The organism is Streptomyces sp. NPDC102462 (assembly GCF_044765425.1).
In the GTDB taxonomy this organism is placed as follows: Bacteria; Actinomycetota; Actinomycetes; order Streptomycetales; family Streptomycetaceae; genus Streptomyces.
In genome coordinates this window covers 225494-250636 of the sequence record NZ_JBIWKB010000004.1, presented here as the reverse complement: position 1 = coordinate 250636, position 25143 = coordinate 225494, and the positions used below count along the sequence as shown (strand labels likewise).

The 25143-nt window shown below is 70.4% G+C and carries 19 protein-coding genes and 1 pseudogene; 11 read left to right on the top strand and 9 right to left on the bottom strand.

Annotated features, from left to right (window positions below):
• The first annotated feature begins 1 nt into the window (after position 1).
• From ACIRFL_RS06060 to ACIRFL_RS06035, 6 genes are all read left to right on the top strand, one after another.
• Entirely contained in the window at positions 2–730 is a 729-nt protein-coding gene (locus tag ACIRFL_RS06060) for an SDR family NAD(P)-dependent oxidoreductase (protein WP_404024373.1), read from the top strand.
• Positions 731–905: 175 nt separating this feature from the next.
• Positions 906–2246: a histidinol dehydrogenase gene (gene hisD, locus ACIRFL_RS06055; protein ID WP_404024370.1), complete on the top strand. Its 1341-nt coding sequence runs from the start codon at positions 906–908 to the stop codon at positions 2244–2246.
• 53 nt (positions 2247–2299) lie between these two features.
• Positions 2300–3769 carry a purine-cytosine permease family protein gene (locus tag ACIRFL_RS06050; protein WP_404024368.1) on the top strand — a complete coding sequence of 490 codons (1470 nt, stop codon included), beginning with the start codon at positions 2300–2302 and terminating at the stop codon, positions 3767–3769.
• A gap of 14 nt (positions 3770–3783) precedes the next feature.
• Entirely contained in the window at positions 3784–4986 is a 1203-nt protein-coding gene (locus tag ACIRFL_RS06045) for an alpha-hydroxy acid oxidase (protein WP_404024365.1), read from the top strand.
• A 168-nt stretch (positions 4987–5154) separates the two neighbouring features.
• Positions 5155–6693 (top strand): histidine ammonia-lyase, encoded by a 1539-nt coding sequence (gene hutH, locus ACIRFL_RS06040; RefSeq protein ID WP_404024434.1) that lies wholly within the window; start codon positions 5155–5157, stop codon positions 6691–6693.
• Positions 6690–7781 carry a histidinol-phosphate transaminase gene (locus tag ACIRFL_RS06035; RefSeq protein ID WP_404024363.1) on the top strand — a complete coding sequence of 364 codons (1092 nt, stop codon included), beginning with the start codon at positions 6690–6692 and terminating at the stop codon, positions 7779–7781. The genes hutH and ACIRFL_RS06035 overlap by 4 nt, the downstream gene beginning before the upstream one ends.
• Positions 7782–7957: 176 nt before the next feature.
• Here ACIRFL_RS06035 and ACIRFL_RS06030 read toward each other — a convergent pair whose 3' ends face one another.
• The 4 genes from ACIRFL_RS06030 to ACIRFL_RS06015 form a co-directional block, all read right to left on the bottom strand.
• Positions 7958–10384, bottom strand: coding sequence for a beta-glucosidase (locus ACIRFL_RS06030; protein WP_404024360.1), 2427 nt, complete (start codon positions 10382–10384; stop codon positions 7958–7960).
• Between the two features lie 143 nt (positions 10385–10527).
• Positions 10528–11340, bottom strand: coding sequence for a carbohydrate ABC transporter permease (locus ACIRFL_RS06025; protein ID WP_404024358.1), 813 nt, complete (start codon positions 11338–11340; stop codon positions 10528–10530).
• Complete coding sequence (locus ACIRFL_RS06020) at positions 11340–12308, bottom strand: carbohydrate ABC transporter permease (RefSeq protein WP_404024356.1); 969 nt, start codon at positions 12306–12308, stop codon at positions 11340–11342. Before ACIRFL_RS06020 ends, ACIRFL_RS06025 begins: the two co-directional genes overlap by 1 nt.
• 2 nt (positions 12309–12310) lie before the next feature.
• The gene (locus tag ACIRFL_RS06015; RefSeq protein ID WP_404024354.1) at positions 12311–13687 is read right to left on the bottom strand and encodes an ABC transporter substrate-binding protein; all 1377 of its coding nucleotides are present in this window, start codon (positions 13685–13687) and stop codon (positions 12311–12313) included.
• A gap of 135 nt (positions 13688–13822) precedes the next feature.
• Between ACIRFL_RS06015 and ACIRFL_RS06010 the strand changes: the two genes are divergently transcribed.
• Positions 13823–14569, top strand: a complete 747-nt coding sequence (locus ACIRFL_RS06010; RefSeq protein WP_404024352.1) for a GntR family transcriptional regulator — start codon at positions 13823–13825, stop codon at positions 14567–14569.
• A 48-nt stretch (positions 14570–14617) separates the two neighbouring features.
• Here ACIRFL_RS06010 and ACIRFL_RS06005 read toward each other — a convergent pair whose 3' ends face one another.
• The 3 genes from ACIRFL_RS06005 to ACIRFL_RS05995 are packed head-to-tail and all read right to left on the bottom strand — an operon-like array spanning position 14618 to position 17846.
• Positions 14618–15667: a BadF/BadG/BcrA/BcrD ATPase family protein gene (locus ACIRFL_RS06005; protein WP_404024349.1), complete on the bottom strand. Its 1050-nt coding sequence runs from the start codon at positions 15665–15667 to the stop codon at positions 14618–14620.
• On the bottom strand, positions 15664–16965 hold the full coding sequence (locus ACIRFL_RS06000) for a hypothetical protein (RefSeq protein ID WP_404024347.1): 1302 nt from the start codon (positions 16963–16965) through the stop codon (positions 15664–15666). Before ACIRFL_RS06000 ends, ACIRFL_RS06005 begins: the two co-directional genes overlap by 4 nt.
• A 56-nt stretch (positions 16966–17021) precedes the next feature.
• Positions 17022–17846, bottom strand: a complete 825-nt coding sequence (locus ACIRFL_RS05995) for a 6-phosphogluconolactonase (protein WP_404024345.1) — start codon at positions 17844–17846, stop codon at positions 17022–17024.
• A 270-nt stretch (positions 17847–18116) separates the two neighbouring features.
• On the opposite strand from ACIRFL_RS05995, the gene ACIRFL_RS05990 reads away from it, so the two are divergent.
• The gene (locus tag ACIRFL_RS05990) at positions 18117–19037 is read left to right on the top strand and encodes an NADP-dependent oxidoreductase (RefSeq protein WP_404024343.1); all 921 of its coding nucleotides are present in this window, start codon (positions 18117–18119) and stop codon (positions 19035–19037) included.
• 131 nt (positions 19038–19168) lie between these two features.
• On the opposite strand, the gene ACIRFL_RS05985 is transcribed toward ACIRFL_RS05990, so the two are convergent.
• Entirely contained in the window at positions 19169–21352 is a 2184-nt protein-coding gene (locus ACIRFL_RS05985; RefSeq protein WP_404024341.1) for a SpoIIE family protein phosphatase, read from the bottom strand.
• Positions 21353–21697: 345 nt separating this feature from the next.
• Between ACIRFL_RS05985 and ACIRFL_RS05980 the strand changes: the two genes are divergently transcribed.
• Together ACIRFL_RS05980 and ACIRFL_RS05975 are read left to right on the top strand one after the other, a co-directional pair.
• Entirely contained in the window at positions 21698–22621 is a 924-nt protein-coding gene (locus ACIRFL_RS05980; protein ID WP_404024339.1) for an LLM class F420-dependent oxidoreductase, read from the top strand.
• Positions 22622–22702: 81 nt separating this feature from the next.
• On the top strand, positions 22703–23527 hold the full coding sequence (locus ACIRFL_RS05975; protein WP_404024337.1) for a DUF1684 domain-containing protein: 825 nt from the start codon (positions 22703–22705) through the stop codon (positions 23525–23527).
• 239 nt (positions 23528–23766) lie between these two features.
• Here ACIRFL_RS05975 and ACIRFL_RS05970 read toward each other — a convergent pair whose 3' ends face one another.
• Complete coding sequence (locus tag ACIRFL_RS05970) at positions 23767–24267, bottom strand: AAA family ATPase (RefSeq protein WP_404024336.1); 501 nt, start codon at positions 24265–24267, stop codon at positions 23767–23769.
• Positions 24268–24374: 107 nt separating this feature from the next.
• Here ACIRFL_RS05970 and ACIRFL_RS05965 point away from each other — a divergent pair.
• A pseudogene (locus ACIRFL_RS05965) lies at positions 24375–25142 on the top strand (TauD/TfdA dioxygenase family protein); the annotation flags it as partial.
• Between the last annotated feature and the right edge of the window lies 1 nt (position 25143).

The following is a 25143-nucleotide window of genomic DNA, read 5'->3' as shown; positions in this document are numbered from 1 at the left end:
CATGACCCGGGGACGACGGTATGTGATCACCGGAGGCACCAGCGGCATCGGCAGGGCCTGCGCCGAACACCTGACGGCCGCGGGCGCGGACGTGTGGATCACGGGAACCAGCCCGGCAGGCGTCACCGCCGCCGTCGCAGCCGGTGCCGCCGTCGGCGGCAGCGTGTGCGACGTACGCGACGAGGCCGCCGTTGACGCGGCGGTCCTCGAAGCGGTGGAGTCCCTGGGCGGACTCGACGGGGTGTTCGCCAACGCGGGGATCGACGGCGAAGGAAAGCCCGCCGCCGAACTCAGCGCCCGGCACTTCCAGCAGGTTCTCGACGTCAACACGCTCGGCGCCTTCAGGGTGTGCCGGGCCGCCCACCGGCACCTGGCACGCCCCGGAAACCTCGTCATCAACGCCTCGGTCAACGCACAGCGTCCTGAGGCCGGCTTCACCGACTACAACGTCAGCAAGGCAGCGGCCGTGGCCCTCGCCAAGTCGCTGGCGCTGGAATGGAGCGGCGAAGGGCTGTCCGTGATCGCCCTGTGCCCGGGGTACTTCCCCTCCCGCATGACGCATCAGTACCTCAGTGACGAGCAGACGGCCGCCGAACTGCTGAGGCACATTCCCGCAGGGCGCTTCGGCAACCTGAGCGAAGCAGGTGCCACGGTGGAGTTCCTGCTCGGCCCCCATGCCTCCTTCATGACCGGCGCAGTCGTCACCCTAGACGGGGGCCGATCCCTGTAGGCGTCCGCCACCGTCGTCCCCGAGTCATCCGCCACTTCTCATGGGAAGTGGCAGCCCCCAACTTCCGAGCGAGACAGCTGTCTTGAAGCCGAGACAGCCAGGCCGGCCAAGCCGGACGAGACAGCCGAGACAGACCGAGACAGACCGAGACAGACCGAGACAAGGAGCGGATGCGATGTCGGACACCAAGAGCACGGTCCTGCGCGAACGCGGGTACTGGCACGAACTCGACGCCACGGCCCGGGCCGACCTGCTGACCCGCGGCACCGCCGCGATCTTCGATCCGTCCCTGCGTGCGGGTGTCCTGGAGATCATCGAGGATGTGCGTGCCCATGGTGACGCCGCTCTGCTGCGCGCCCTGGAGAAGTTCGACAAGTGCACCATCACCGCGGACCGGATCAAGGTCACCGAGGCCGAGTTCGCCGCTGCCCGCGAGGAGGTGAGCGGCGAACTGCTCGCCGCGATCCGGGACAGCATCGCCCACGTGCGTCGCTTCAACGAGCAGCTGACGGCGCACGGGGACTGGAGTTTCGAGACCGCTCCGGGACTGCGGGTCGGCGAGAAGGTCAGTCCCATCGCCAGCGCGGGGCTCTTCGTCCCCAGCGGCAAGGGCTCCTACCCGTCGGTGCTCATCCAGCTCGCGGTGCCGGCCGTCGTCGCGGGTGTGCCCCAGATCGCCGTGATCGTCCCGCCGGTGCCCGGCTCGGGCGGCAAGGTGGACCCGGCCGTGCTGGTGGCCGCGGACGAGCTGGGCATCCACCAGGTCTTCCGTGCCAACGGCCCGGCGGGTGTCGCCGCCCTCGCCTTCGGGACCGAGACGGTACCGGCCGTGCGCAAGCTCTGCGGCCCGGGCAGCCCGCCCGTCACCTGCGCGCAGATCGAGGTGCAGCGGTTCGGGACCGCGAGCGTCATGCTGCTCGGTCCCAGCGAGAGCCTGGTCCTGTCCGACGACTCCGCGGACCCCCGGCTGCTGGCCGCGGACCTGCTCAACGAGGCGGAGCACGGCCCGGACTCCACCAGTGTCCTGGTCACCGACAGTCCGGAGCTGCTGGAGAAGGTCCAGCTCGAACTGGCCGCCCAGCTGCGGGAGCTGCCCGAGCCGCGGCGCGGCTACGCCCTCACCGCTCTGGGGCGCAACGGTGGCGTGGTCCTCACCCGGGATCTCGCCGAGGCGGCCGAGGTGGCCAACGCCTTCGCACCGGAGCACATGCAGATCGTCGCCCGCGACGAGCAGCGGGTGCTGGACCAGGTCGTCGACGCCGGTGAGATCCTTCTGGGACAGAACACCACGGTCTCCATGGCCAACTTCGTGATCGGCTGCCCGGCGGCCCTGCCGACCAGTGGCTACGCGAAGGTCACCAGCGGTGTCACCGCCAACGCCTTCCGTAAGTGGACGGCCGTCGCCAAGGCCGACCACAGGGCCCTTAAGGCCACGTCACAGACGGTCTTCGCGTTCTGTGCGCACGAGGGCTTCCCCGCCCACGCCAACTCGGTACGAGCGCGTCTTGAGAACTGATGCCCTTGGCCGGCTCAAGGCATCTGGCCGGCGCAGCCCTTGGAGACACCGACATGAGCGCAAACTCCCTCACGAGCGTCGAGCAACGCTCCATCGACTTCGTTCCGCACAGTGAGCGTTACGGCAGCGTCCGCAGCCTGTTCACGCTCTGGTTCGGCGGCAATCTGCAGGTGACCGCGATCGCCGCCGGCGCCATCACGGTGGCGGTCGGCCTTCCGCTGCCCTGGGCCCTGCTGGCGATCGTCGTCGGCAATCTCGTCGGTGCCGTCTTCATGGCGCTGCACTCCGCCCAGGGCCCCCGGCTCGGCATCCCCCAGATGATCCAAAGCCGTGCCCAGTTCGGCTACCTGGGCGCCGTTGTGCCGCTGCTGCTCGTCCTGCTGATGTACGTCGGGTACTTCGCCAGCAGCGCCGTACTGACCGGGCAGGCCATCAGCAGCTGGCTGGGGCTGCCGGTGGATCTCAGCATCGTCGCGGCCAACGCGGTCACCGCCGTGCTGGCCCTGTACGGCTACCGTCTGCTGCACGCGACCGAGAAGTGGCTGTCGGTACTCAGCGGTGTCGCGTTCCTCTTCCTGTCCGTGCAGCTCGTACGGCACGTGGGCCTCGGCGACTGGAGCGGGAGCGGTTTCAGCTGGGGGACGTTCCTGCTGGCGACGTCCATCGCCGCCACCTGGCAGCTGACGTACGCCCCGTACGTCGCGGACTACTCCAGATACCTGCCGGCCGACACACCCGTACGCGCCTCGTTCTGGTACACCTACACCGGTACCGTCCTGGCCTCCAGCTGGATGTTCGCCTTCGGTGCCGTCGCCACCGCCGCCGCCGCGAAGGCGTTCGCCGGCGGCTCGGTGGACTTCATCGTCGGTCAGGCGGGCACCGCCACATGGGCGTTCTTCCTGATCATCATCGCGGGCAACATCGTCGTGAACGCCCTGAACCTGTACGGCATGTTCATGTCCGCCACGACCACGTTCACCGTCTTCGTGAAGGGCCCGGTCAATGTCACGGTGCGTACGCTGACCATCCTCGCGTCCGCGGCCGTCGGCACCGTCCTCGCCATCACGGGCCGCAGCAACTTCCTGGACAACTTCACCAACTTCATTCTCCTGCTGGCCTACTTCCTCATCCCGTGGACGTCGATCAACCTGGTCGACTTCTACCTGGTCCGCAGGGAGCGGTACGCGATCGACGACATCTTCGAACGCGACGGCCGCTACGGCGGGGTGGACTGGCGGGCGATGACCGCCTATGTCGCGGGCATCGCCATAGAACTGCCCTTCGTCAGCTCCGCCTTCTACGTCGGTCCCCTCGTCGCGCCGCTGGGCGGAGCGGACATCTCCTGGATCGTGGGCATCTTCGTCAGCGGCGGTCTCTACCTGCTCATCATGAAGACGGCACCCGTGCGGCGCGGCCACATCGCCACCGAGGGGGACGTGCCGGTGCACGCCGGGGCGGACCGCAGCCGCCCCGGCGGCGGCATGAGCGTGATCGAGTCGGTACGAGGCGAGGCGAACAGCTAGTGCGAATCCATGAAGTGCGCGAGCTCATCCAGCTCAAGCCGATCGATCTCAACGGGCGCCGGCGCCGACTGGCGGCCGCGCACACCACGGAGGACTTCCGGCTGCTGGCCCGCAGGGCGCTGCCGCGCTCCGTCTTCGACTACGTCGACGGGGGCGCCGACGAGGAGACGAGTCTGCGTGCGAACGTCGACGCGTTCCGCCGCCGGCGGTTCGTGCCGCGCTCGCTGACCGACGTCTCGGACCCCGACCTCAGCACGAAGATCCTCGGCCAGGCGGTCTCGGCACCCCTTGGTCTTGCGCCGACCGGGTACACCCGCATGATCTCCCCCCTCGGGGAACCCGCGGTGGTCGCCGCGGCCGCTTCGGCGGGCCTTCCCTATGTGCTGTCCACCATGGCGACCACGTCGCTGGAGGACGTCGCGGCTGCGGCACCCGAGGCGGAGCGCTGGTTCCAGCTGTACGTGTGGAAGGACCGCAGGCTGACCGAGCTGCTGGTGCAGCGGGCCGCCCAGGCCGGCTACTCGGTTCTGGAGATCGCGGTGGACACCGCCGTGTCCGGCTTCCGGGTACGCGATGTGCGCAACGGGCTCACCATCCCGCCGGCCCTCACCCTGGCCGGCCTCGTGGACATCGGCACGCGTCCGCGCTACTGCACGAGCATGCTGCGCCATCCGGCCCTGCGGTTCGCCAATGTCGGCTCCGGCGGCTCCGAGGGTGCGTCCGGGTACACCATCGAGAACATCACCAGCCAGTTCGACCCGGCGGTCACCTGGGACGACGTTGCGCGCATCCGCGACCAGTGGCCGGGCAAGCTGGTCGTCAAGGGCCCCGTCAGCGCGCGGGACGCGGTGCGGGCCAAGGACCTCGGAGTGGACGGCGTTCACCTGTCCAACCACGGCGGGCGCCAGCTCGACCGTGCCATCGCCCCCATCGACCTGGTCGAACCGGTCCGTTCGGCGGTGGGTGAGGACTTCTGCGTGCTGGTCGACTCGGGCGTCCGGCACGGCGCGGACATCGCCACCGCGCTGGCCCTGGGCGCCGACGCCTGCCTCATCGGGCGCCCCTACCTGTGGGCCCTGGCGGCCGGCGGCCAGGAAGGGGTCACCCGGCTCCTGCAGCTCCTCACCGGCCAACTGCGCCGCACGATGCAGCTGCTGGGCGTGGCCTCGGTCGACCAGCTGCGCCACGAAGGGCACTTGCTGGTCGTGCGGGACTGACACCGCCCGGCACGGAGGGCACCGCCCGGCACGGATGTCGGGCGGCCCGCCCCCGGGCTCGGGAGGCGACCCCTGCCAATCATCCGAGACTTGAATCTGAGATACGAGACCGATGGAAAAGGTGTGATGAGTACAGCCGAGATGACGACCGGTCCGGTGCGGACGGACGTGCCCCCCGTGGTCGTGGGTGTGGGGCCGGTGTCCGCTTCCGAGGTGCTGGCCGTGGCCCGAGCAGGTGCCGCCGTCCGCCTGTCGCAGGAGGCCAGGGATGCGATGGCCGCCAGCAGACAGCGCGTCGAAGACCTCGCGAACTCCGCCGACCCGGTCTACGGGGTCTCCACGGGGTTCGGGGCGCTGGCCACCCGGCACATCCCCGCGCCCCTGCGGGGACAGTTGCAGCGCAGCCTGGTCCGCTCGCACGCGGCCGGTTCGGGTCCAAAGGTGGAGCAGGAGGTGGTGCGCGCGCTGATGCTGCTGCGCCTGTCCACCCTGGCCACCGGCCGCACGGGGGTGCGGGTCGAGGTCGCCGAGGCGTATGCGGCCATGCTCAGCGCACGGATCACGCCCGTCGTCCACGAGTACGGCAGCCTGGGGTGTTCCGGAGACCTGGCGCCGCTGGCACACGTCGCGCTCGCGCTCACCGGCGAAGGAGTCGTCGAAGACCACAGCGGCCGGCGCGTACCGGCCGCTCAGGCGCTGGAAGCAGCCGGGCTGCGCCCGCTGCGCCTGCGCGAGAAGGAGGGCCTGGCCCTCATCAACGGCACCGACGGGATGCTCGGTCAACTCGTACTGGCCCTGGAGGACCTGGACGCTCTGGTGCGCCTGGCCGACATCGCGGCGGCGATGAGCGTGGAGGCGCTGCTGGGCACCGACCGGGTCTTCGCCGCGGATCTGCAGGCCCTGCGCCCGCATCCCGGGCAGGCGGCATCGGCGGCCAACATGCTGGCCCTGCTCGCCGGTTCCGGCATCGTGGCCAGCCACCGCACGGACACCTGCACGATCGTCCAGGACGCCTACTCGCTGCGCTGTGCCCCGCAGGTCGCGGGGGCCGTCCGCGACACCCTCGCGCACGCCCGGACCGTTGCCGAGCGGGAGTTGGCGTCCGCCATCGACAACCCCGTGGTGACGCCCGACGGACGGGTGGAGTCCAACGGCAACTTCCACGGCGCCCCGGTGGCCTACGTCCTGGACTTCGCCGCGATCGCCGTCGCGGACCTGGCCGGCATCAGCGAGCGCCGCACCGACCGGATGCTCGACCCCGCGCGCAGCCACGGCCTGCCGCCCTTCCTGGCCGACGATCCCGGCGTGGACTCCGGCCACATGATCGCCCAGTACACCCAGGCCGCCGTCGTCTCCGAACTCAAACGCCTCGCGGTGCCCGCAGGCGTGGACTCGATCCCCTCGTCGGCGATGCAGGAGGACCACGTGTCCATGGGATGGTCGGCGGCCCGCAAGCTGCGCAGGGCCGTCGACGGGCTGACACGGGTCCTGGCCATCGAAGTGCTCACCGCGGCCCGGGCCCTTGACCTGCGGGCTCCGCTGCGGCCTGCGCCGGCCACCGCGGCCGTCCGCGACCTCGTCCGTACCCGGGTGCCCGGACCGGGCCCCGATCGTTTCCTGTCACCGGAGATCGAGCAGACGGTGGCCCTGGCAGCCGGCGGGGACCTGTTGGCCGCCGCGCAGAACGTCACTGGAGAGCTGAAGTGAACACCCGACCGACGGCGGCAACGCCCACCCCGCGTCCCCGCATCGCCGCCCTGCCGGTGTACTCCCGCGCCGCCGGCAGCGCCTCGGTACGCTGGCGTGCCTCTTCCAACGAGTCGACCGTGGCTCCTTCACCGGCCATCCGTGCGGCCGTCGCGCGGGCCGCGGCGCACGCCCATCTGTACCCGTCATTGGCGGGCGACGACCTGATCGCCGCGATCAGCGAGCGGATGGGAGTGCGCGAGGACCAGGTCGTCGTGGGCGGCGGCTCGCTCGCCCTGCTGCAACTGGCACTGACCGCGTTCACCGGGCCCGGCACCGAGGTGATCCACGCCTGGCGCAGCTACGAGGCGTACCCGATCCTGATCGGCATCGCCGACGCACAGGCCGTCCCCGTGGCCCTGGACCACGAGTACCGTCACGACACTCAGGCCATGCTCGCCGCCCTCACCCCGCGGACCTCCGCGATGCTGATCTGCGATCCGAACAACCCCACCGGGACGGCGCTGCCGCCGCGGCGGCTGCGGGCGCTGCTCGATGCCGTCCCCAGCCATGTGCTCGTCCTGATGGACCGGGCCTATCAGGAGTTCGACCGGACGGAGCCGGACGCGGCGGCCCTGGTCGCCGAGCGCCCCAATGTGATCGTCTTCCGGACCTTCTCCAAGGCTTACGGGCTGGCGGGTCTGCGGGCCGGCTACGCCATCGGCTCGCCCGAGGTGATGCGGGCGGTGCGGGCGACGGCGCCGCCGTTCGGTCTGAGTGCCGTGGCCGAGGCAGCGGCGCTCGCGGCCTGGTCGGACCGGGAACACACCCGGCACATCGTGGACACGGTGACCGAGAGCCGCGAGACGTTCCGCCGGGCGCTCGGCGAGCGGGGCCTGTTCACGCCGGACTCCCGCGCGAACTTCGTCTGGCTGCCCGTCGGGGACCGGGCCGAGGCCCTTCAGGCGGCCTGTGTGCGACGCGGCGTGTCCGTGCGTGCCTTCGCCGGCGAGGGCGTACGCGTCACGGTGGGCTGCCCTCAGGCGGAGGCCGCCGTCCTGGCCGCCGTGGACGAGTGCGGCGACCGGGCCGCCTCCGCGGCACAGTGACGACGCGTGGGACACCGGGGCGCAGCGACGGCGGCCCTGCGCCCGCGTCCCTCGGCTCCCCCGAGGCCGCCCGCACAACGGCAAGGCAAGTCGCCACGCTCGTCCGTTCGTCGAGCCCGCGGGCCCCGGTCCGGGTGTCAGGTGCCGGAGCGGGGCCCGCGGGAGTCTCGCCCGGGTCAGACGTGGACCGCGACGGTGATCCTGCGGTCGGCGATCGAACGGCCGACATGGATGTTGTACGCACCCTTGACGAAGGCCCATGAGCCGGTCGCCTCGTCCCAGACCTCGAAGGCGCGGCGGGGGATGTCGATGACGGCCTCGACGGTCTCGCCCTGCCCCGCCTCCACCACGGCGAAGCCGGCGAGCCACCGCGCGGGGCGGTCCGAGGAGCGCTCGGCCTGAGCCAGATAGACCTGCACGATCTCCCGGCCCGGCCGGTCGCCGCTGTTGTGCACGCGGACCTTGGCGACGTTGCCGTACACCTCTGCCGACTTGTAGGTCCAGTCGGTGTAGCCAAGGCCGTGGCCGAAGGGGTACGAGGGGGCGCGGCCGGCCTTGTCCCATGCCCGGTAGCCGATGAACACGCCCTCGCTATAAGGAAGTTCACCGTTCTCGGGGACGACCTGGGAGACCGGGGCGTCGGTGAGGGAGCCCCAGGTGGTCGGGAGGCGCCCGCCGGGCTCGTGGGTGCCGGTGAGGACGTCGGCGAGGGCGGCGCCGCCCTCCTGACCCGGGAACCAGCTGAGCAGGACGGCGGCGACCTCGTTCCGCCAGGGCATTTCCACCGGGGAGCCGGAGTTGACGACCACGACCGTGCGGGGGTTGGCGGCCACGACCGCGCGGATCAGGTCGTCCTGGCGGCCCGGCAGGTCCAGGTCGGTGCGGTCGAAGCCCTCCGACTCGACGCGATCGGTGGTGGCGACCACGACGACGGCGGTGTCGGCGGCGCGGGCCGCTTCGACCGCCTCGGCGATCAGCTCGTCCGCGTCACGCTGCGGCTCCTGGTGGGCCAACGTGATCGTGACGTCCTCCCTGAGGGAGTCCTCGTCGCGCGCGACGACGTGCGTCAGGCTGACGCCGACGGGTTCTCCCGCGGCGAGTTCCACCTGGGCGCGGGGTACGGGAGAGCTGAAGAAGCCCTCGAAGGGGTCGCCCTCGTCGTGCGCCTGGACACCGTCGTAGTACGTGACCCCGTCGACGGCGAGCTGGAAGGCGCCCGCTCCCTTGATGCCGAGGGTGTGCAGTCCGGTCTGGCGCGGCGTGAAGGACCCGGTCAGTTCGACACTGTGGAGGTTGTCGAACGAGACACCCTCCGGGAGGTCCGCGAACGACCAGTGGATCTGCCCGTTGGGGATGTCCGAGGTGGCGAGCACCGTGCCGTCGGCGCCGCGGCACACGGCGCGCAGAGTGAACCCCCTGTCGGCGGTGGCCAGTTCGGTGTTGGGGTCCGCTCCGACCGCGTAGCTGAGCGTGCCCTCGGGCAGGGCCGCGGTGAGGCCGTCGAGCGGGGAGACGATCCGGTCCGGGAAGACGGTGGCGGAGCCGCCGCCGAGGACGCGGGCGTCGCGGGCCGCGGCGCCGATCAGGGCGACCGTGCCGCCCGGCCGCAGGGGAAGGGTGTCGTTGTCGTTCTTGACGAGGACGAAGGAGCGCCGGGCGATCTCCCGTGCCAGTGCGACGCCGTCGACGGTCTTCGGCGGTTCGGTGACGGCCGGCTCGCCGGTCTCCAGGGCGCCGACGCGGACGGCCAGCCGCAGGACGTTGCGTACGGCCTCGTCGACGGTGGCCTCGTCGGCCCTGCCGTCCCTGACGGCCTGGGCGAGGGCCGCGCCGTAGACGGTCCGCGGTCCGGGCATGGCCACGTCGAGGCCGCCGTTGATGGCGTCGACCGTCGAACGGGCCGCCGTCCAGTCGGAGACGTTGAAGCCGTCGAAGCCCCATTCGCCCCGCAGGACCTCGTTGACCAGGTAGTGGTGTTCGCTCATCGTCGTGCCGTTGACCGAGTTGTAGGCGGTCATGATGCCCCACGGGTGGGCGTTCTCGACGATCGCCTCGAAGGGGGCCAGATACAGCTCGCGCAGGGCGCGTGCGGAGACGAGGTTGTCGACCGTGAAGCGATCGGTCTCGGCGTCGTTGGCCACGAAGTGCTTGACCGTGGTGCCGACGCCCCCGGACTGCACACCGTTCACATAGCCGGAGCCGATCACCCCGGTGAGATACGGGTCTTCGCTGTAGCACTCGAAGTGGCGCCCGCCGAGCGGCGAGCGGTGCAGGTTGACGGTGGGGGCGAGCAGGACGTGGACGCCCTTGCGGCGGGCTTCCTGGGCGAGCAGCACACCGGCGCGGCGTGCCAGTTCGGGGTCCCAGGTGGCGGCGAGCGCGGTCGGCGAGGGCAGCGCGATCGACGGGTCGTCCGCGCTCCAGCGCACGCCTCGCACACCGATCGGGCCGTCCGACATGACCAGGGACCTCAGCCCGATCTCGGGGACGGGCGGCAACGACCACCGGTCCTGCCCGGCCAGCAGCCGGGTCTTCGTGTCCAGGTCGAGCTGGGCGAGAGCCGTCTCGACAGCCGCTTCCGTCGCGCCGGGTGCCTGGGTCACAGCGGCTTCTCCTCGGGGAAAGTCGTTGGCCGTGTTCATGCAGAAGTCATTCCGTACAGAGCAGTTGAGGGTGGGTGTGGGTGGTGCGGTGTGTGCGCGGACGGTCTGCGGCGGGGTGCGCGGACGCGGTCCGCCGGGGTGGCTCATCCCTTGACGGCGCCGGAGAGCATGCCGCGGATGAACTGCCTCTGGAAGAAGAGGTAGAGGATCACCACGGGAAGGCAGATCAGGACCGCCGCCGCCGCGAGCAGGTTGACGTGGACGAGGTAGCGGCCGGAGAAGGCGCCGAGCCCGAGGGTCATGGGCTGGCGGGCCGGATCGGAGACGAGGATCAGGGACAGGAAGTAGTCGTTCCAGGTCCACATGAAGCTCAGCAGCACGAAGGTGAGGATCGCGGGCCGGGCGATCGGCAGGTAGACGCGCCACAGCATGGTCCAGCTGTTGGCGCCGTCCATCTGGGCGGACTCGCCGATGCTCGCCGGCACCGCGCGGAAGGCCGCGCGCATCCAGAACGCGCCGAAGCTCACGCCCGTGCCGACATGGGCGAGGATGATGCCCTGGTAGGTGTCGGTCAGTCCCTGGGACTGGAAGTCGTAGTAGAGGGGGACGATGATCGCTTCCATCGGGATCATGATCCCGAACAGCAGCACCGGGAAGAGGATCTTCTCCCCCACCACGCCCAGCACGCCGAAGGCGTAGCCGCTGAGGATCGCCAGCACGGTCGAGACGGACACCGCCGTCCCGGTGATGATCAGGCTCGACTTCAGGTACCCGGTGAAGCCGGCTTCCCGCCAGCCCTCGGTGAAGTTGGACCATTGCATGTGCCCGAGGTCGAGTGTCCCCGCGATGTCGGGACTCACCGCGACGCCGAGGATCCAGATCACCGGGAAGAGTACGCCGACGGCGAGCAGGGTGAGGAAGGTGTAGTTGAAGACCTTCTCCCGCTTCGAGATCATCAGTCGTCTCCTTCGGACAGTTTGACCACTACGAGCGACACGATCAGCGAGACCAGCGCCAGGACGACACCGATGGCGCAGGCGGCCCCGACGTCCGGGTTGGTGAAGGCCCGCTGGTAGAGGACCACGGTGGGGGTGATCGTGGACGTCCCCGGGCCGCCCTTGGTGGTGAGCCAGACGACGTCGAAGACCCGGATGGCGCCCAGCAGGGTGAGGGTGAGCACCACCGCGAGCTGTCCGCGCAGACCCGGCAGGGTGACGGTGAAGAACTCCCGGACCGGACCGGCCCCGTCCATGCGCGCGGCGTCGTACAGCTCACCGGGGATGTTCTGGGTTCCGGCGACGAACAGCACCATGCACAGCCCGTACGCCGCCCAGGTTCCGGCCAGGCCGAGGGCGGGCAGCGCCCAGGTGAAGTCACCCAGCCAGCCGCGGGTCAGCCCGCCCAGGCCGAACGCGCTGAGGACGGAGTTGAGGGGGCCTTCCGGTGCGTAGATCTGCTTCCACACGACCGCGACCACGGCCGGGGTGAGCACCTGGGGAAGGAAGATGATCGAGCGGTAGACGCCGGCGCCGCGCACGTCCTTGCGTGAGGTCAGCGCGGCGCTGACCATGCCCAGGATGATCGGCAGGATGGAGAAGAACAGGATGAAGAACAGCGTGTGGGTGACCGCCTGGCGCAGCGTGGCGTCGGTGAGGAAGCCGGTGTAGTTGCCGAACCCGGCCCAGGTGGCGGAGGTGACCCCGTCCCAGTGGTAGAAGGACAGTTGCAGTCCCTGGCCGGCGGGCAGCAGCACGACGACCGCGTAGATGACCAACGCGGGGGCGAGGTAGGCGAGTCCCAGCAGGCGTCTGCGGCTGCGGGGGGAGGCGAGCCGGGTGCCGCGCGCGCCGCGCGGATGACGGCCGGCCGCGGCGGCGTCGGGAATGGCGGCCTTCGCGGGGGTTCCTTCCTTGAGTGTGACCATCCTCAGTTCCCCAGGGTCTTCGCATAGGCGGTGGCGTCTTTGCCGGCCGCGGTGACCACCGCCTTCTCGGTGGACTTGCCGGCCAGCATGCTCTGCATGGTGGTGTTGATGGTCTGGTAGAGCGTCGGCGTGGCCCAGTCCAGGAAGGGCACGGCGGTGCCGTTGGTGGAGATGCTCTGGGCGATGGCCACGTCGTCCGCGAACAGCGGGTCCCCGCCGGTCGCCTTGACGTTCGCGTGCAGCAACGGCATCGTCCCGTGCTCGACGGCCAGTTCGGCCGCCTGCTCACCGGCAGCGAAATTCAGGAAGGCGGCGGCGGCGTCGGCGTGCTTGGTCTTCGAGGAGATGGAGAGGTTGGCCGCGGCGGAGGCGGTGGTCACCGGCTTGCCGCCGTCGTCACGGGGCAGCACGAACGAGCCGAAGCCCTTGGACTGGCCCGCCTTGAGGGGGAGGGAGCCGGAGTAGTCGAAGTGGAACAGCCCCTTGCCGTTGACGAAGGACTGGGCGGCGTCCGCGGAGGCGAGGCCGGCGTAGTCCTTGGTCAGATAGCCCTTGTCGGACCACTGCTTGAACGTGGACACCGCCTTGGGGAACCCGGTCTGGGCGATGCCCGTATCGCCCTTCGAGTAGATGAAGTCGGAGATCTTGCTCTGCGCGCCGAAGGCGTCCGTCAGCGAGAAGAGCGGCTGGGTGACGCCGTTCTGATCGGCGTTGCCGAGGGTGATGGGGGTGATGCCGGCCGACTTGGCCTTGGCCAGAGCGGAATCGAACTCGGCGTAGGTGGTCGGCACCTTCGCCCCGATCTGCTTGAGGAGCGAGCGGTTGTAGTAGACCTCGATCAGGGAGGCCCGGGCGACCGGGGTGCCGAACACCGAGCCGGTGCCCATCTGCTTGCCGTCGGTGCTGAACTGGTGCTCGCTGAGGATGGACTGCGGGAAGGACTTCTTCCATCCGTAGGCGTCGGCATAGTTGTCCAGGTTGAGCAGCAGCCCGCCGCGGACCAGGGTTCCCATGGACTGCCAGCCGTTGTTGGGCGGGACGATGTCCGGCGGGTTGTGGGACTTCAGCTTGAGCGGCAGGGCTGCCATCGCGTCGCCCCAGGCCATCGAGGTCCGATTGATCGTGATGTTGGGATACTTCTTCTCGAAGGCGTTGACGACGGAGGTCATCCAGGCGTTGTCCGTGCCGCCGGAGAAGGTGTCCAACACGTTCAACGTGACCTTGCCCATGGCGGCCGGATCGGTGACGACCGTGTCTTTCCCGGCGGAGTTGGATGAGCCGGCCCCGCTGGTGCCCGGCACACAGCCGGCGAGCAGCCCGGCCGCCGTGAGGGATACGAGTACGCCGGTGATCGGTCGGGTTCTGCTGCGCGAGACCACGATGTCTCCTGTTCTCGATGAGTGCCCGAGAGCCCGGGTGAACCGAGCCTAGGCCAGGGCATACCACTTAGTCCAGATTCATGAAGCTGGTTTGTTCATTCCATTTGTCAGACCAGTTTTGGTAGCGTTGGAGGTATGACGAGCGTGGAAGACACCAAGGCGGGGGCTGCCGTCGACCAGACCTACCGTCGGCTCAGTGACGCACTGCGCCGCGGGGTCTACCAGGCCGGAAGCCGGCTGCCCGGGGAGCGCGATCTCGCCGTGGCCCTCGGGGTCAGCCGTTCCACTCTGCGCCTGGCCCTGAGCCGCCTGGCCGAGGAGAACAAGCTGGAGCGTTCTTCGCAGCGCGGCTGGTTCGTCCGCCGCAGTGTCGTCGGCGAACCGCCGAGCACGCTGCAGAGCTTCACCGAGATGGCACACGCCCGCGGGCTGCGGCCGGAGTCAAAGGTACTGCACCAACGCGCCCGGTCCGCCACCTTCGAGGAGGCCGAGCAGCTGGCCATCGCCCCCGCCTCCCGCGTCCTCGACCTGCAGCGGCTGCGCAGCCTGGACGGTGTGCCGGTGTGCGTGGACACCAGCGTGGTGGCGCTGTCCCTCGCCCCCGAGCTGGCGGAGATCGACCTCACCGACCGCTCGCTGTACGAGACCCTGGAGCAGACCTGCGGGCTGCGCATCGCCCGCAGCTCCTACACGGTCCGTGCGGCGGCGGCCGACCAGACAACCGCCGAACTGCTGGACATCACGCCCGGGGATCCGGTGCTGATCGGCGAGGAGCTGACCTACACCGACGACGGCTCCCCGGTGCTGGCCGGCCAGATGGTCTACCGCAGCGACGCCTACCGCTTCCAGGCCGACCTGTTCCGCCCGATCGCATCGGGCTGAGGGCGGCCGGGGCGGGGCCGGCGGAGGTCAGCTCCGCCGGCACCCGCCTCAGGTCGCCCAGAACTCCTGGGCAGGCATGCTCCCCGTGACGCTTTCCAGTACGGCGCCGGCCACGTCCGGCTCGTGCAGCGGTACGCCCGCCTCGCCGAGCGCGTCCAGCAGCGCTCCCGCCACCGGCGGCAGCGAGGCACGGAGCAGCACCGCTCCGGGTACATGGGCGGGCAGCTCCGCGAGCAGCGCCTCGGCGACCGGGGAGCCCGGCGCCATCAGCACCGAGCCGGACAGCACGATGCTCACGGGCCGCTCGGCCCGGGTGAGCCCGGTGCGCCGCGCGGCCACTCCGGCGTACTGGGCGAAGCGGGCGCCCTGGGCGCGGACGATGTCCACGGCCACCGCATCGCCCGCCGTCGCCACCGCCGTGACCACCCGTGCGCAACTGGTCCGCTCACGCCCTGTGGCCTGGTCGTGGCGTCGGGTCAACCAGTGGTTGAGGGCCGCCACCGAGGGTTTCCCGTAGTGCGTGAGCAGGGCCTCGGTCAGGGCGGTCCGCGGTCCGAGTCCCAGCTCGGCGAGGAAGACCGCACGGAACGCCTCGTTCGCCAGCCCCACGGCGCCCATGGCGTGCTGGCTCCACCAGCCCATGTCCCACAGCTCGCCGCCGGGCCCGCGGGCGGCGATCGCCGCCGCCGTGCCCCCGGTCACCGAGATGCCGACGCCCGAGGGATCGCCGCACCGGATCGCGGCATACCCGTCGTTCAGGACGGTCCGCGCGCCGAGCGCACCGGGGCAGTGCCGGGTCAGGGCCTCGTCCCAGTAGTCCCGGTCCTCGGGCCAGTCGACGCCGGCCAGCCGGAAGGCCGCGCCCGCGATGTCGCCGATGTCCGCCCCGGCCTGTGCCAGCGCCGTACGCACGGCGGCCAGCACCTCGGCCACGGCGGCCTCGGGGGTCGGCGCCCCGTAGATGTCCCCGCAGCCCGAACGCCCGGCGCCCACCACCTCACCGGAGGCGGTGGACACCAGAGCGGCGGTCTTGCTGTTGCCCGCGTCCACGCCGAGCAAGAGCGTGGACGCGGTACATGCCGTCCGTGCCTTGCTCACGGCAGCAGACGCTCCGGCAGCCAGGCGCGCTGGGCGTGGGCCATCTCGGCGTACAGCGCCTCGGCCACCGACAGCGACGGCACGAGCGGGTTGGCCGTCATGGCGCGGACCGCGTCCCGTACGTCGCCCTCCCAGCCGGCCTTGGCGGTGAGGATCTGGTACTCGGCCAGCTGCTGGGTGATGCCGAGCACGGAGTGCGGCAGCGGCTTCTGCTTCTCGGGGTGGAAGCCCTTGCCGTCCACCGTGCCCCACAGCTCGACGACGGTCGACTCGTCGAATCCGGGCAGCCAGCCCTCGGTGTTGGTGATGTTGAAGGGCTGGCGGATCGGAGCGTCGTTGTAGTACGCGCTGATCGCGTCGATGGCCAGCTCCAGCTCGTGGATGCCACCGCGGGAACGGTCCTGCTCCAGCTGCGGGGCGTCGGAGTCCGCCTGCTCGCGGTAGTGCTGCCAGTAGCCGGGCAGCTCGTCCATGATGATCTCGGAGCGGGTCTTCTCGGCCAGCTGCCGCTCGCGCAGGATCTCGTCCCGGAAGTAGTAGTAGTTGAAGTAGTCCGAGGGGATGGACTCCATCGCCACCGCCAGGTGCAGCGCCCGCAGACCGTTGATGTCGTCGGTCGGCTTGCCCTTCAGCGCCTCGTACCGCTCGCGCAGGATCGGGAACGCGTCCTGCCCGTCGTAGGTGGCCTCGTTGGACCAGCAGTTGTGGTTGATGCCGACCAGGTTGGCCTTGAGCTTGTCCGGGTCGAGACCGGCGGCCTTGGCGACCACCGGCGGGAAGACGATCGGGCCCTCGCAGAAGGAGGCGATCGGGATGTCGGTGTAGTCGGACACCGCCTGGGAGACGATGTTGACCGGGTTGGTGTAGTTGAAGATCCGGGCGCCGGGAGCGACCTCGGCGAGGTCGGCGCAGAGGCTCTTGATGATCTGGATCGAGCGCAGCGCCATCATCATGCCGCCGGGACCCTGCGTCTCCTGGCCGATGACGCCGTACTTGAGCGGGATCCGCTCGTCCAGCGCGCGGGCCTCGAAACCGCCCGGCCGGAAGCTGCTGAGCACGGCGTCGACATCGCGCAGGGCTTCGCGCTGGTTGGTCGACGTGGTGATGGTGATGTCCAGACCCCGGTTGCGGGCCATGTTCTGCGTGAGCTTCTGGACCACGTCGAGCCGGTCCTGCTCCAGGTCGATCAGCACGAACTCGGAGCCGTCGAACTCCTTGCCGTGGTGCATGAACGAGGCCATCGTCCCCGCCGCACGCGAGGAGCCACCGCCGAGGTAGGCGATCTTTACGCGAGCCATCGATCCTCCAGGATCTGTGGGTGAATCTACTTCGGATTGCGATATGAGGTGCGACGTCAGAGCGAGGCGAACGACGCGGAGGCGGCGACCGCCGCCTGGTCCAGGTAGAGCTGTGGGTGGGCGCAGTCGGCGAACACGGTGGCCGGCCAGTCGGCCTCGTATCCCGTGGCCAGCGTGAGGCGCCGGGCCGCCTGGCCCTTGTCGCGGCCGTGCACCACCATCACCACGCGCCTGGACTGCGAACGGATGGTGTCGAGACCGACGGTGACCCCGTACCGGGGCACGTCGTCCACCCCGCGGAAGGTGGGGAAGGTCGACAGGTTGTCGATCCGGGTCTGCTCCCCCAGCGGGACCACCCTGGTGCGGGAGTCCGCCGCGCTGCCCACGGGGTTGAACGCGACGTGCCCGTCGCCCGCCCCCGAGGCGAGCAGGAACAGATCGATGCCGCCGGCCTCCGTGATCCGGCGGTCGTACGCCTCCGGGTCACTCGGGTCGGGCACCCACAGCCGCTCCGGGGCGATGGTCCGCCCCGGCCCCGCGGCCGCGTTCAGCGGCTCCACTATCTCCGTCCGCCCGAAGCGGCGGCAACTGTGGGGCAGCCCGGGATCGATCACCCGGTACCGCGAGCCGTGCGCGTCCGACGCCACGGCCTCGACGTACTCGTCCATCATCACGATCACGACGTGTCCGAGGTCCATCCGGCGTGCCGCCACCTCCCGCGCCAGGGCGCGGTAGGTGCTGGCGGCGCTGCGGCCCCCCGGACAGCCGAGCACATACATCCGTCCTGCGCGCGCGGCGTCCTCGATCTCGTCTGCGATCTCCGCGGCAAGTCTGCGCCCCAGGGCCGCTGGGTCCGGGAAGACGATCGGCGAAACCCGCACAGAATGAACTCCTTCTCAACCGGCCAAAGACTCGGGCGAACCAGTTACTCCACGGATAGTACTGTGGTCTGACTGGTCTGGGCAATGGCCCAAGTGATATCACCCTTGTCCTGCGCGGCCGGCCTGGTCGGGCTCCCGCAACCGGGCGCCGGCCACGTCATCGATGACGGCGGCACGGTCTCCGCGGAAGGAACACGCGAGACCAGGTGAGATCGATCATGCGGAACGGCATACATCCACCTGGATCGTCCCTCTCCTGTAAGGACCTGTATGCAAGCCATCGCTGTGCGGGACCGTGACGCCGGTCCTGCCGGGATGTCCCTGACGGACATGCCCTACCCCCATGCGGCCGAGAACGACGTCATCGTGCGGGTGCACGCCGCCGGCTTCACCCCGGGCGAGCTGGACTGGCCCGCCACGTGGACCGATCGTGCCGGCCGCGACCGGACGCCGAGCGTGCCCGGGCACGAGCTGTCCGGTGTCGTCGTGGAGCTGGGGTACGGCACCACCGGCCTGAGTGTGGGACAGCGGGTGTTCGGCCTGGCCGACTGGGCCCGCAACGGCACGCTCGCCGAGTACACCGCGGTGGAGGCCCGCAACCTGGCCCCGCTGCCGGCGGACATCGACCACACCGTGGCCGCCGCGCTGCCCATCTCCGGGCTGACCGCCTGGCAGGGCCTGTTCGACCACGGCCGCCTGACCGCAGGCCAGACCGTCCTCGTCCACGGTGCCGCGGGCGGCGTCGGCTCGATCGCGGTGCAGCTCGCCCGCGAGGCCGGCGCCCGTGTCATCGGCACCGGCCGGGCCTCCGGCCGGGACAGGGCACGCGCACTCGGCGTCGACACCTTCATCGACCTGCGGACCGACAAGCTTCAGGACGCCGGCGAGGTTGATGTCGTGTTCGACGTGATCGGCGGCGACATCCTCGACCGCTCGGCCGCCCTCGTCCGCGCCGGTGGCACGCTGGTCAGCATCGTCACGCCGCCCAGGGTCCGGCCGAAGGACGGGCGGGCGGTCTTCTTCGTCGTCGAACCCGACCGCGCCCGGCTCGCCGATCTCGCCACACGGCTGAGGGACGGCCGGCTCAAGCAGGACGTCGGTGCGGTACGGCCGCTCGCCGAGGCACCCACCGCATTCACCCCCGGCAGACGCACCCCGGGCAAGACGATCATCCGCGTCACCGAAGACTGAACCAGGACACCCGTCGTGACCGGACTGCGCGTCGGTACTTGCCGAAGTTGGTGGGCTCGGTTTCACCGGGCCCACCAACTTCGGCCCCGCGCAGGAGCCGCGTCGCACAGGTCCGCGGTGCCGGGCCGGTGTCAGAAAGGCAGCTCGAACCACACGGTTTTTCCGCGGCCGCTCGGCGAGTTGCCCCATGCCGAGGCGAGCGTCGAGACGATCATCATCCCCCGGCCGCCTTCCGCCTGGGCCTCGCCAGGACGTCCGACGTTGATGGCGGGGTGGGGATCGCTGTCCCTGACCTCCACGCGCAGATAGTGCGGATACCGCCGCACCCTGAGGTCCACGTCGCTGTCGGCATGGACGAGCGCGTTCGTCACGACTTCCGACAGCAGGAGTTGCGCCTCGTCGTGGAGCGCGTTGAGCGACCATGCGGCCAGCCAGGCCCGCAGAAACAGTCGGGCGCGCTGCACTCCCCGCAGATCACGCCGCGCGATCTCCAGACGCTGCACAAAGTGACGTGCCTGCGCGGAGGGCTCCTCATAGCGCAGAAGCAGCAGTGCCGCATCGTCCACGGCCCGCGGAAAGACGGTCGTGCGTTTCACCACCTCGTCGCCGATGGCCTCCAACTGGCCGTGGGAGACGGCGAAGGCGCCGTCGATGACACCGCGGCTCATCTCATGTCCGGGGCCGGCGCGCAGGAAACCGTCGGTGTAGAAGGCGACCAGTGCTCCGGGATCCAGATGAACGCTGACATCGCTGTACTCGTACTCGGCGTCGACTCCGAGCGGCGGGCCCACATCCGCCCGGGGATCGAGATAGTCACCGGACGCCTGCCTGATCAAGGGAAACGGGTGACCGGCTGTCGCGACGCGCATGCATCCGGTTTCCGGGTCGAGCAAGGCACAGCAGCAGGTGGCGAAGAGGTCCGTCTTCAGTTCGCCGAGCAGACGATTGGTACGCCGCAGCAGTGAACCGGGGCCGGCACCGTCGGTGGCATAGGCCCGAACGGCGCTGCGGAGCTGCCCCATCACCACCGTCGCGGCCGTGCTGTGGCCTTGCACGTCTCCGATGACGGCCGTGACACCGCCGGCCGGGACGGGAATCAGGTCGTACCAGTCGCCGCCCAGTTCAAGACCACCGCTGGCAGGCACATAGCGGCTGGTGGAGACGAGTCCCGGAATACTCGGCAGCATTCTCGGCAGGAGGGCCTGCTGCAACTGCCGCGCCAGCGCGTGCGAGGCCTCCTCGGCGCGGATCCGCTCGAACGCCTGCCCAAGAAGGGGCACCAGGGCATGGAGGGCGGCGCGCTCGGCGGCAAAGTGACGGCCGTCGGCCGTGAAACCGATGGAACACGTACCGAGCACGCGCGTACCCGCCATAAGGGGGCTCACCACCCATACGTATTCCTCGGCGCCCTCGCCCGCCGCCGACTCGACCCGATCCCTCGTCTCCGGATGCGACGTGTCGAAGAAGAGCTGGCTCTTCTCGGTCATCGCGCGTTCCTCGGGCATGCCGCCACGGGACGAGGAGACTTCCAGCCGCCGCAGGAAAACCTGCGAACAACCGGAGGCGCCCACCACCCGCAGGCGCCCGTTCTCCAGCGAGGTGATGACGGTCGCCCGGGCCTTCAGTCCGGCGACGACTCGCCGGTTGACCACCTGGACGACGTCCTCAAGGCTGAGCGCCCCGGTCAGCCGCAGGGCCAGTTGCTGAATGTGGTACAGGAAGGGAGCCACCTCCGCGTCCCGCACCGTGTCGTCCCCGGCGGCCGGAGACACCGTACACATGGCGGTCACCAGCGGAATCTCGCCGGCTTGCATGGAGACGCCCGCCGCTGCCAACGGAATCAGTTCGCGGGCGACCTCACGGCCCACAGCGGAAAGCCGGTCCAGTTCATCAGGACGGATATGACGGCAAATTCCGGGCCAGAAGGCGGCGATCGCACCAAAGCGTTTACCCGCCGATTCCAATGGCGCCGATGCGATGGTGAGGGGATAGGGAACGAAGACGGCGAATTCCGGATACTTGCCGAGCGTGTCGATGGAGTGCGCGACCTTGGGCCTGCCGGTTTTATAGGCGGCGACGGACGGGAAAATCTCGTCGTCCATGGGCAGCCGCTCCATCAGTCCGACGCCGAGCGGTTCGACGGCGGCGACGGCCGCGCCCAGGATGGGCTCACCCTGCACGGGAAGGAACAGGGCCACCGAGGAAGCGTGCAGATCACGCAGCGTGCGGCACGCGGCGTCCACGAGGACGTCGTCACGGCCGCCGGCGGTACGCGCATCCGCTCGGCGGCCGGGCCCGCGCGTGTCAGCGTTCATACCGCTCAGCTCCCGGCGCCGTCGAACCACCTCCAATAGAGCACATGATAAATGTGCGGGCGGCCCATCGGCTATTCAGCGGTTGAATGAGGCGGTCCGCGTTCACGTTTTTCGATCAACTAATACTCCGGCAGCACTTTGCTGTTTTCCCGCCCGCTGCCCGACGACGGCGGTGCCGGCCGCGCACCGCCCTCGGCACGCCTCCGCGCGGCCTGCGCCAGGGGACGGGGCTCTGCGCAGTCACCGGTGCCGGACCGGTGTGGGCTGCGTCCCGTACACATGACTGACAAGAAGCTGAAACATGCGGACGGAATGCGGGTTCGGCCGCCGACCGTTCTGACTGGCATGACGGTAGGAGTAGCACTCAACGCGTCCGACGCGGACAACCAGGTCGACACCACGGTGGAGCTGGCGCGCGAGGCCGCGGCGGCGGGTCTGCACTCGGCCTGGTTCGGGCAGACCTTCGGCGCGGACTCGCCCCAGCTCGCGGCGATCGCCGGGCGCGAGGTACCCGGACTGCACGTGGGGACGTCCGCGCTCCCCGTCTTCGGCCGGCACCCGCTGCTCGTCTCCAGCCAGGCCCAGACCGCCCAGGCCGCGACGCACGGCCGCTACCACCTCGGGCTGGCCCTGGGCACCAGGCTGCTGACGGAGACCGGCTTCGGACTTCCCTTCACCCGGCCCATCGCCCGCCTGCGTGAATTCCTCACCGCCCTGCGGCAGTTGACGGACACCGGTACGGCCGACTTCCACGGTGAACTGCTCACCGCGGCCCCGCCGATCCCCGCGCGCGTACCGGGCGCTGAGAACGGCGTTCCCCTGCTGGTCGCCGCGATGGGACCGCAGGCGCTGCGCGTCAGCGGTGAGCTGGCGGACGGGATCCTGCCCTATCTGGCCGGGCCGCGCGCCCTGGCGGAACACATCGTGCCCGCCCTGACGGCCGCGGCCGAGGCCGCCGGCCGGCCCGCGCCGCGGATCGTGGCCCTGGTGCCCGGAGTGGTCACCGACGACGTGGCGGCGGTGCGGGCGAAGGCCACCGAGCAGCTGGCGTTCTACGAACAGATCCCGTCCTACGCACGGGTCATCGAACTCTCCGGCGGCCGGCGTGCCGCCGATGTCGCCGTGATCGGCGACGAGAAGACGGTCGCCGCCGAGGTGCGGCGGTACCGGGACGCCGGGGCCACGGAGGTCGTCTTCTCGGGCACCGAGATCGCCGGAGCGGCCGACCGGCGGCGCACCTGGGCACTCCTCGGCGAACTGGCCGGCTGAGTGCGCGACGGCGGGCCGTCGACCGGACATCTGTCCGCACACCATGGCGAGGCCGGGGCCTCGCGGAACGAGGGAGCATCCATGAGCACCGACGTCACCCCGACCGATCTCCAGGCCTTCACCGAGGAATGGCTGGACTGGTACCGCGCCCAGGAGGCCCGGCTCGCCGATCCGCACGGATTCCTGGCGATCACCGGCCTGCACTGGCTCGACGACCGGCCGCAGCGCTTCCCCGACGCCCCCGGTGCCTGGCGCACCGGCCGTGACGGGGTCGTCGTCACCCTGGACGACGGGGAGGAACTGGTCGTCGAGGGAACACCGGTACGGGGCGAGCACCGTTTCGGCGTGCTTCCCGAGCGCGGCGGTGTCGACGCGGTCTGGAAAGACGCCGTGATCGAGGTCGCCAAGCGCGGCGGACACGACATCGTGCGGCCCCGGCACCCGGACGCGCCGTTGCGTGCCGCCTTCACCGGGACACCCGCCTACGCGCCGCACCCGCGCTGGGTCGTGACGGGCCGTTACGTCCCCTTCGACGCGCCGCGGCCGACCACCGTGGGCGCCGCGGTGGAGGGCCTTGAGCATGTGTACGACGCCCCGGGCAAGATCGAGTTCGAGCTGGACGGGCGCCGGTTGTCCCTGACCGCCTTCCCCGGTCGCGGTGCGGGCCGGCTGATGGTGCTGTTCACCGACGCGACCTCCGGGGTCACCACCTATGCCGCCAACCGGGTGCTGACCGTGGAGCCGCCCGCCGGCGACGGCACCGTCGTACTGGACTTCAACCGCGCCGCCAATCTGCCGTGCGCCTATACGGACCTGGCCACCTGCCCGCTGCCGCCGGCCGAGAACCGGCTTCCGGTGGCGATCGAGACCGGGCAGAAGATCCCCCACGAGCGCGGCGGCTCCTGACCGGCCCGCACCACCTGGCCCACTCCGCCCGCGTCCGTTCGACGAGAGGCCGTCCGCGACCGAGGCCGGACCGCCAGTTCCTCGTCGGACGCCCCGGAGGCGATCCCCGTCTGATCGTCGCCGGAGGCGACTCGGGCCACGGTTCCCAGCACTCCGCCGGCATCGGCTTCCTCGCCCCGGGCCGGTTCTCCGCCCACCAGGAGGAGCGGTGACGCCACCGGTGGTGTGCCGCAGGGCTGCTACGGGCCGAGGAGACCGAGCAGCGCGGCCAGTGAATCCCTGGGCCCTTGTCGTGCGGTGTCCAGGACGATGTGGTCGCGGTCCCACGGCTCGTAGTCCCGGTCGAGGACCTGCTGCCAGTCGGGCAGCGGCAGGTCCGGGATGTCGACCGACCGTGCCGTCACCCGGTGCCGGTGCTCGGCCGGGTCCGTGCAGACCAGTTCCACCTCCCGCACCAAAGCCCCTGCCCTGACGGCCGCCTCACGCCAGGCGTCACGCGTGACGGCCAGCGGATTGACCGACTCCGCGATCACGGTCAGTCCCTGCCGCAGATGCTCCTCGGCCAAGGCGTATCCGACGACGTATCCGGCCGGCCCGACAGGATGCCGCGCCAGGCCGGAGCGGACGATGGCCTGCTCGATCGTGTCCACGCGTACGTGGACCGCGCCGATGCGCGCGGCGAGGAGCCGGGCGAGGGTGGTCTTGCCGGTGCCGGGCAGGCCGCCGATGACGATGAGCATGGTGTCATCCTGCCCGACCGGCGGGACCGCCCTCCCCTCGCGTACGGAGCGCACCGTGGAGCCGGCCCCCTCGCACGCGAGGCGCCGCACGACGGGCGGGACCGCGGTTCGGCGCGGAGGTGACCGGCATCGATCTGAAGGCCGGCGTCGACGACCGAACCGCCGAGGAACTGCGCCGGGCATTCCGGGACCACAAGGTGCTGGTCTTCCGCGAGCAGCACCTGAGCCCCGGTCAGCAGGTCGAGGCGGTACGCGTCTTCGCGGAGCCGTTCGACCATCCGACCGCGGTGAAGGACCCGGCCCATCCGCTGGTCTACCCGTACAACGTGCACAAGACGGGCAAGGCCAGCACATGGCACATCGGCGGTCTGTGGCGGCGGCCCGTCTTCGCGATCGAGTCGCTGACCTACGAGGTGGTGCCCGAACTGGGCGGGCACACGCTGTGGGCCGATCTCCAGGCGGCGTACGACGACCTGTCCGAGCCCTTCAAGGTGCTGCTCGACTCGGTGAGCGCGGTCTACGACGGCAACGCGGAGAACTACGCGCAGGGCAGTGAGCGCACCGCGGTCGGGCAGACGGTCGAGCATCCGGTCGTCCTCGAACACCCGGAGACGGGCCGGAAGGGGCTGTTCATCAGCACGTCGGCCATCGGCCTGACCGGTGTCACGGCACAGGAGGGGAAGGTGCTGCTCGACCATCTGCTCCGGCATGCCTCGTCGCCCGACTACACGATCCGCTTCGGCTGGGGTCCGGGCGACTTCGTGCTCTGGGACAACCGGGCGACCTGGCACTACGCCGTGGATGACTACGGCGACGGCGCCCGTGTCTACCGCAAGGTCATCGCGACGGAGCCGGTAAGGCAGCCCGCGGCCTGAC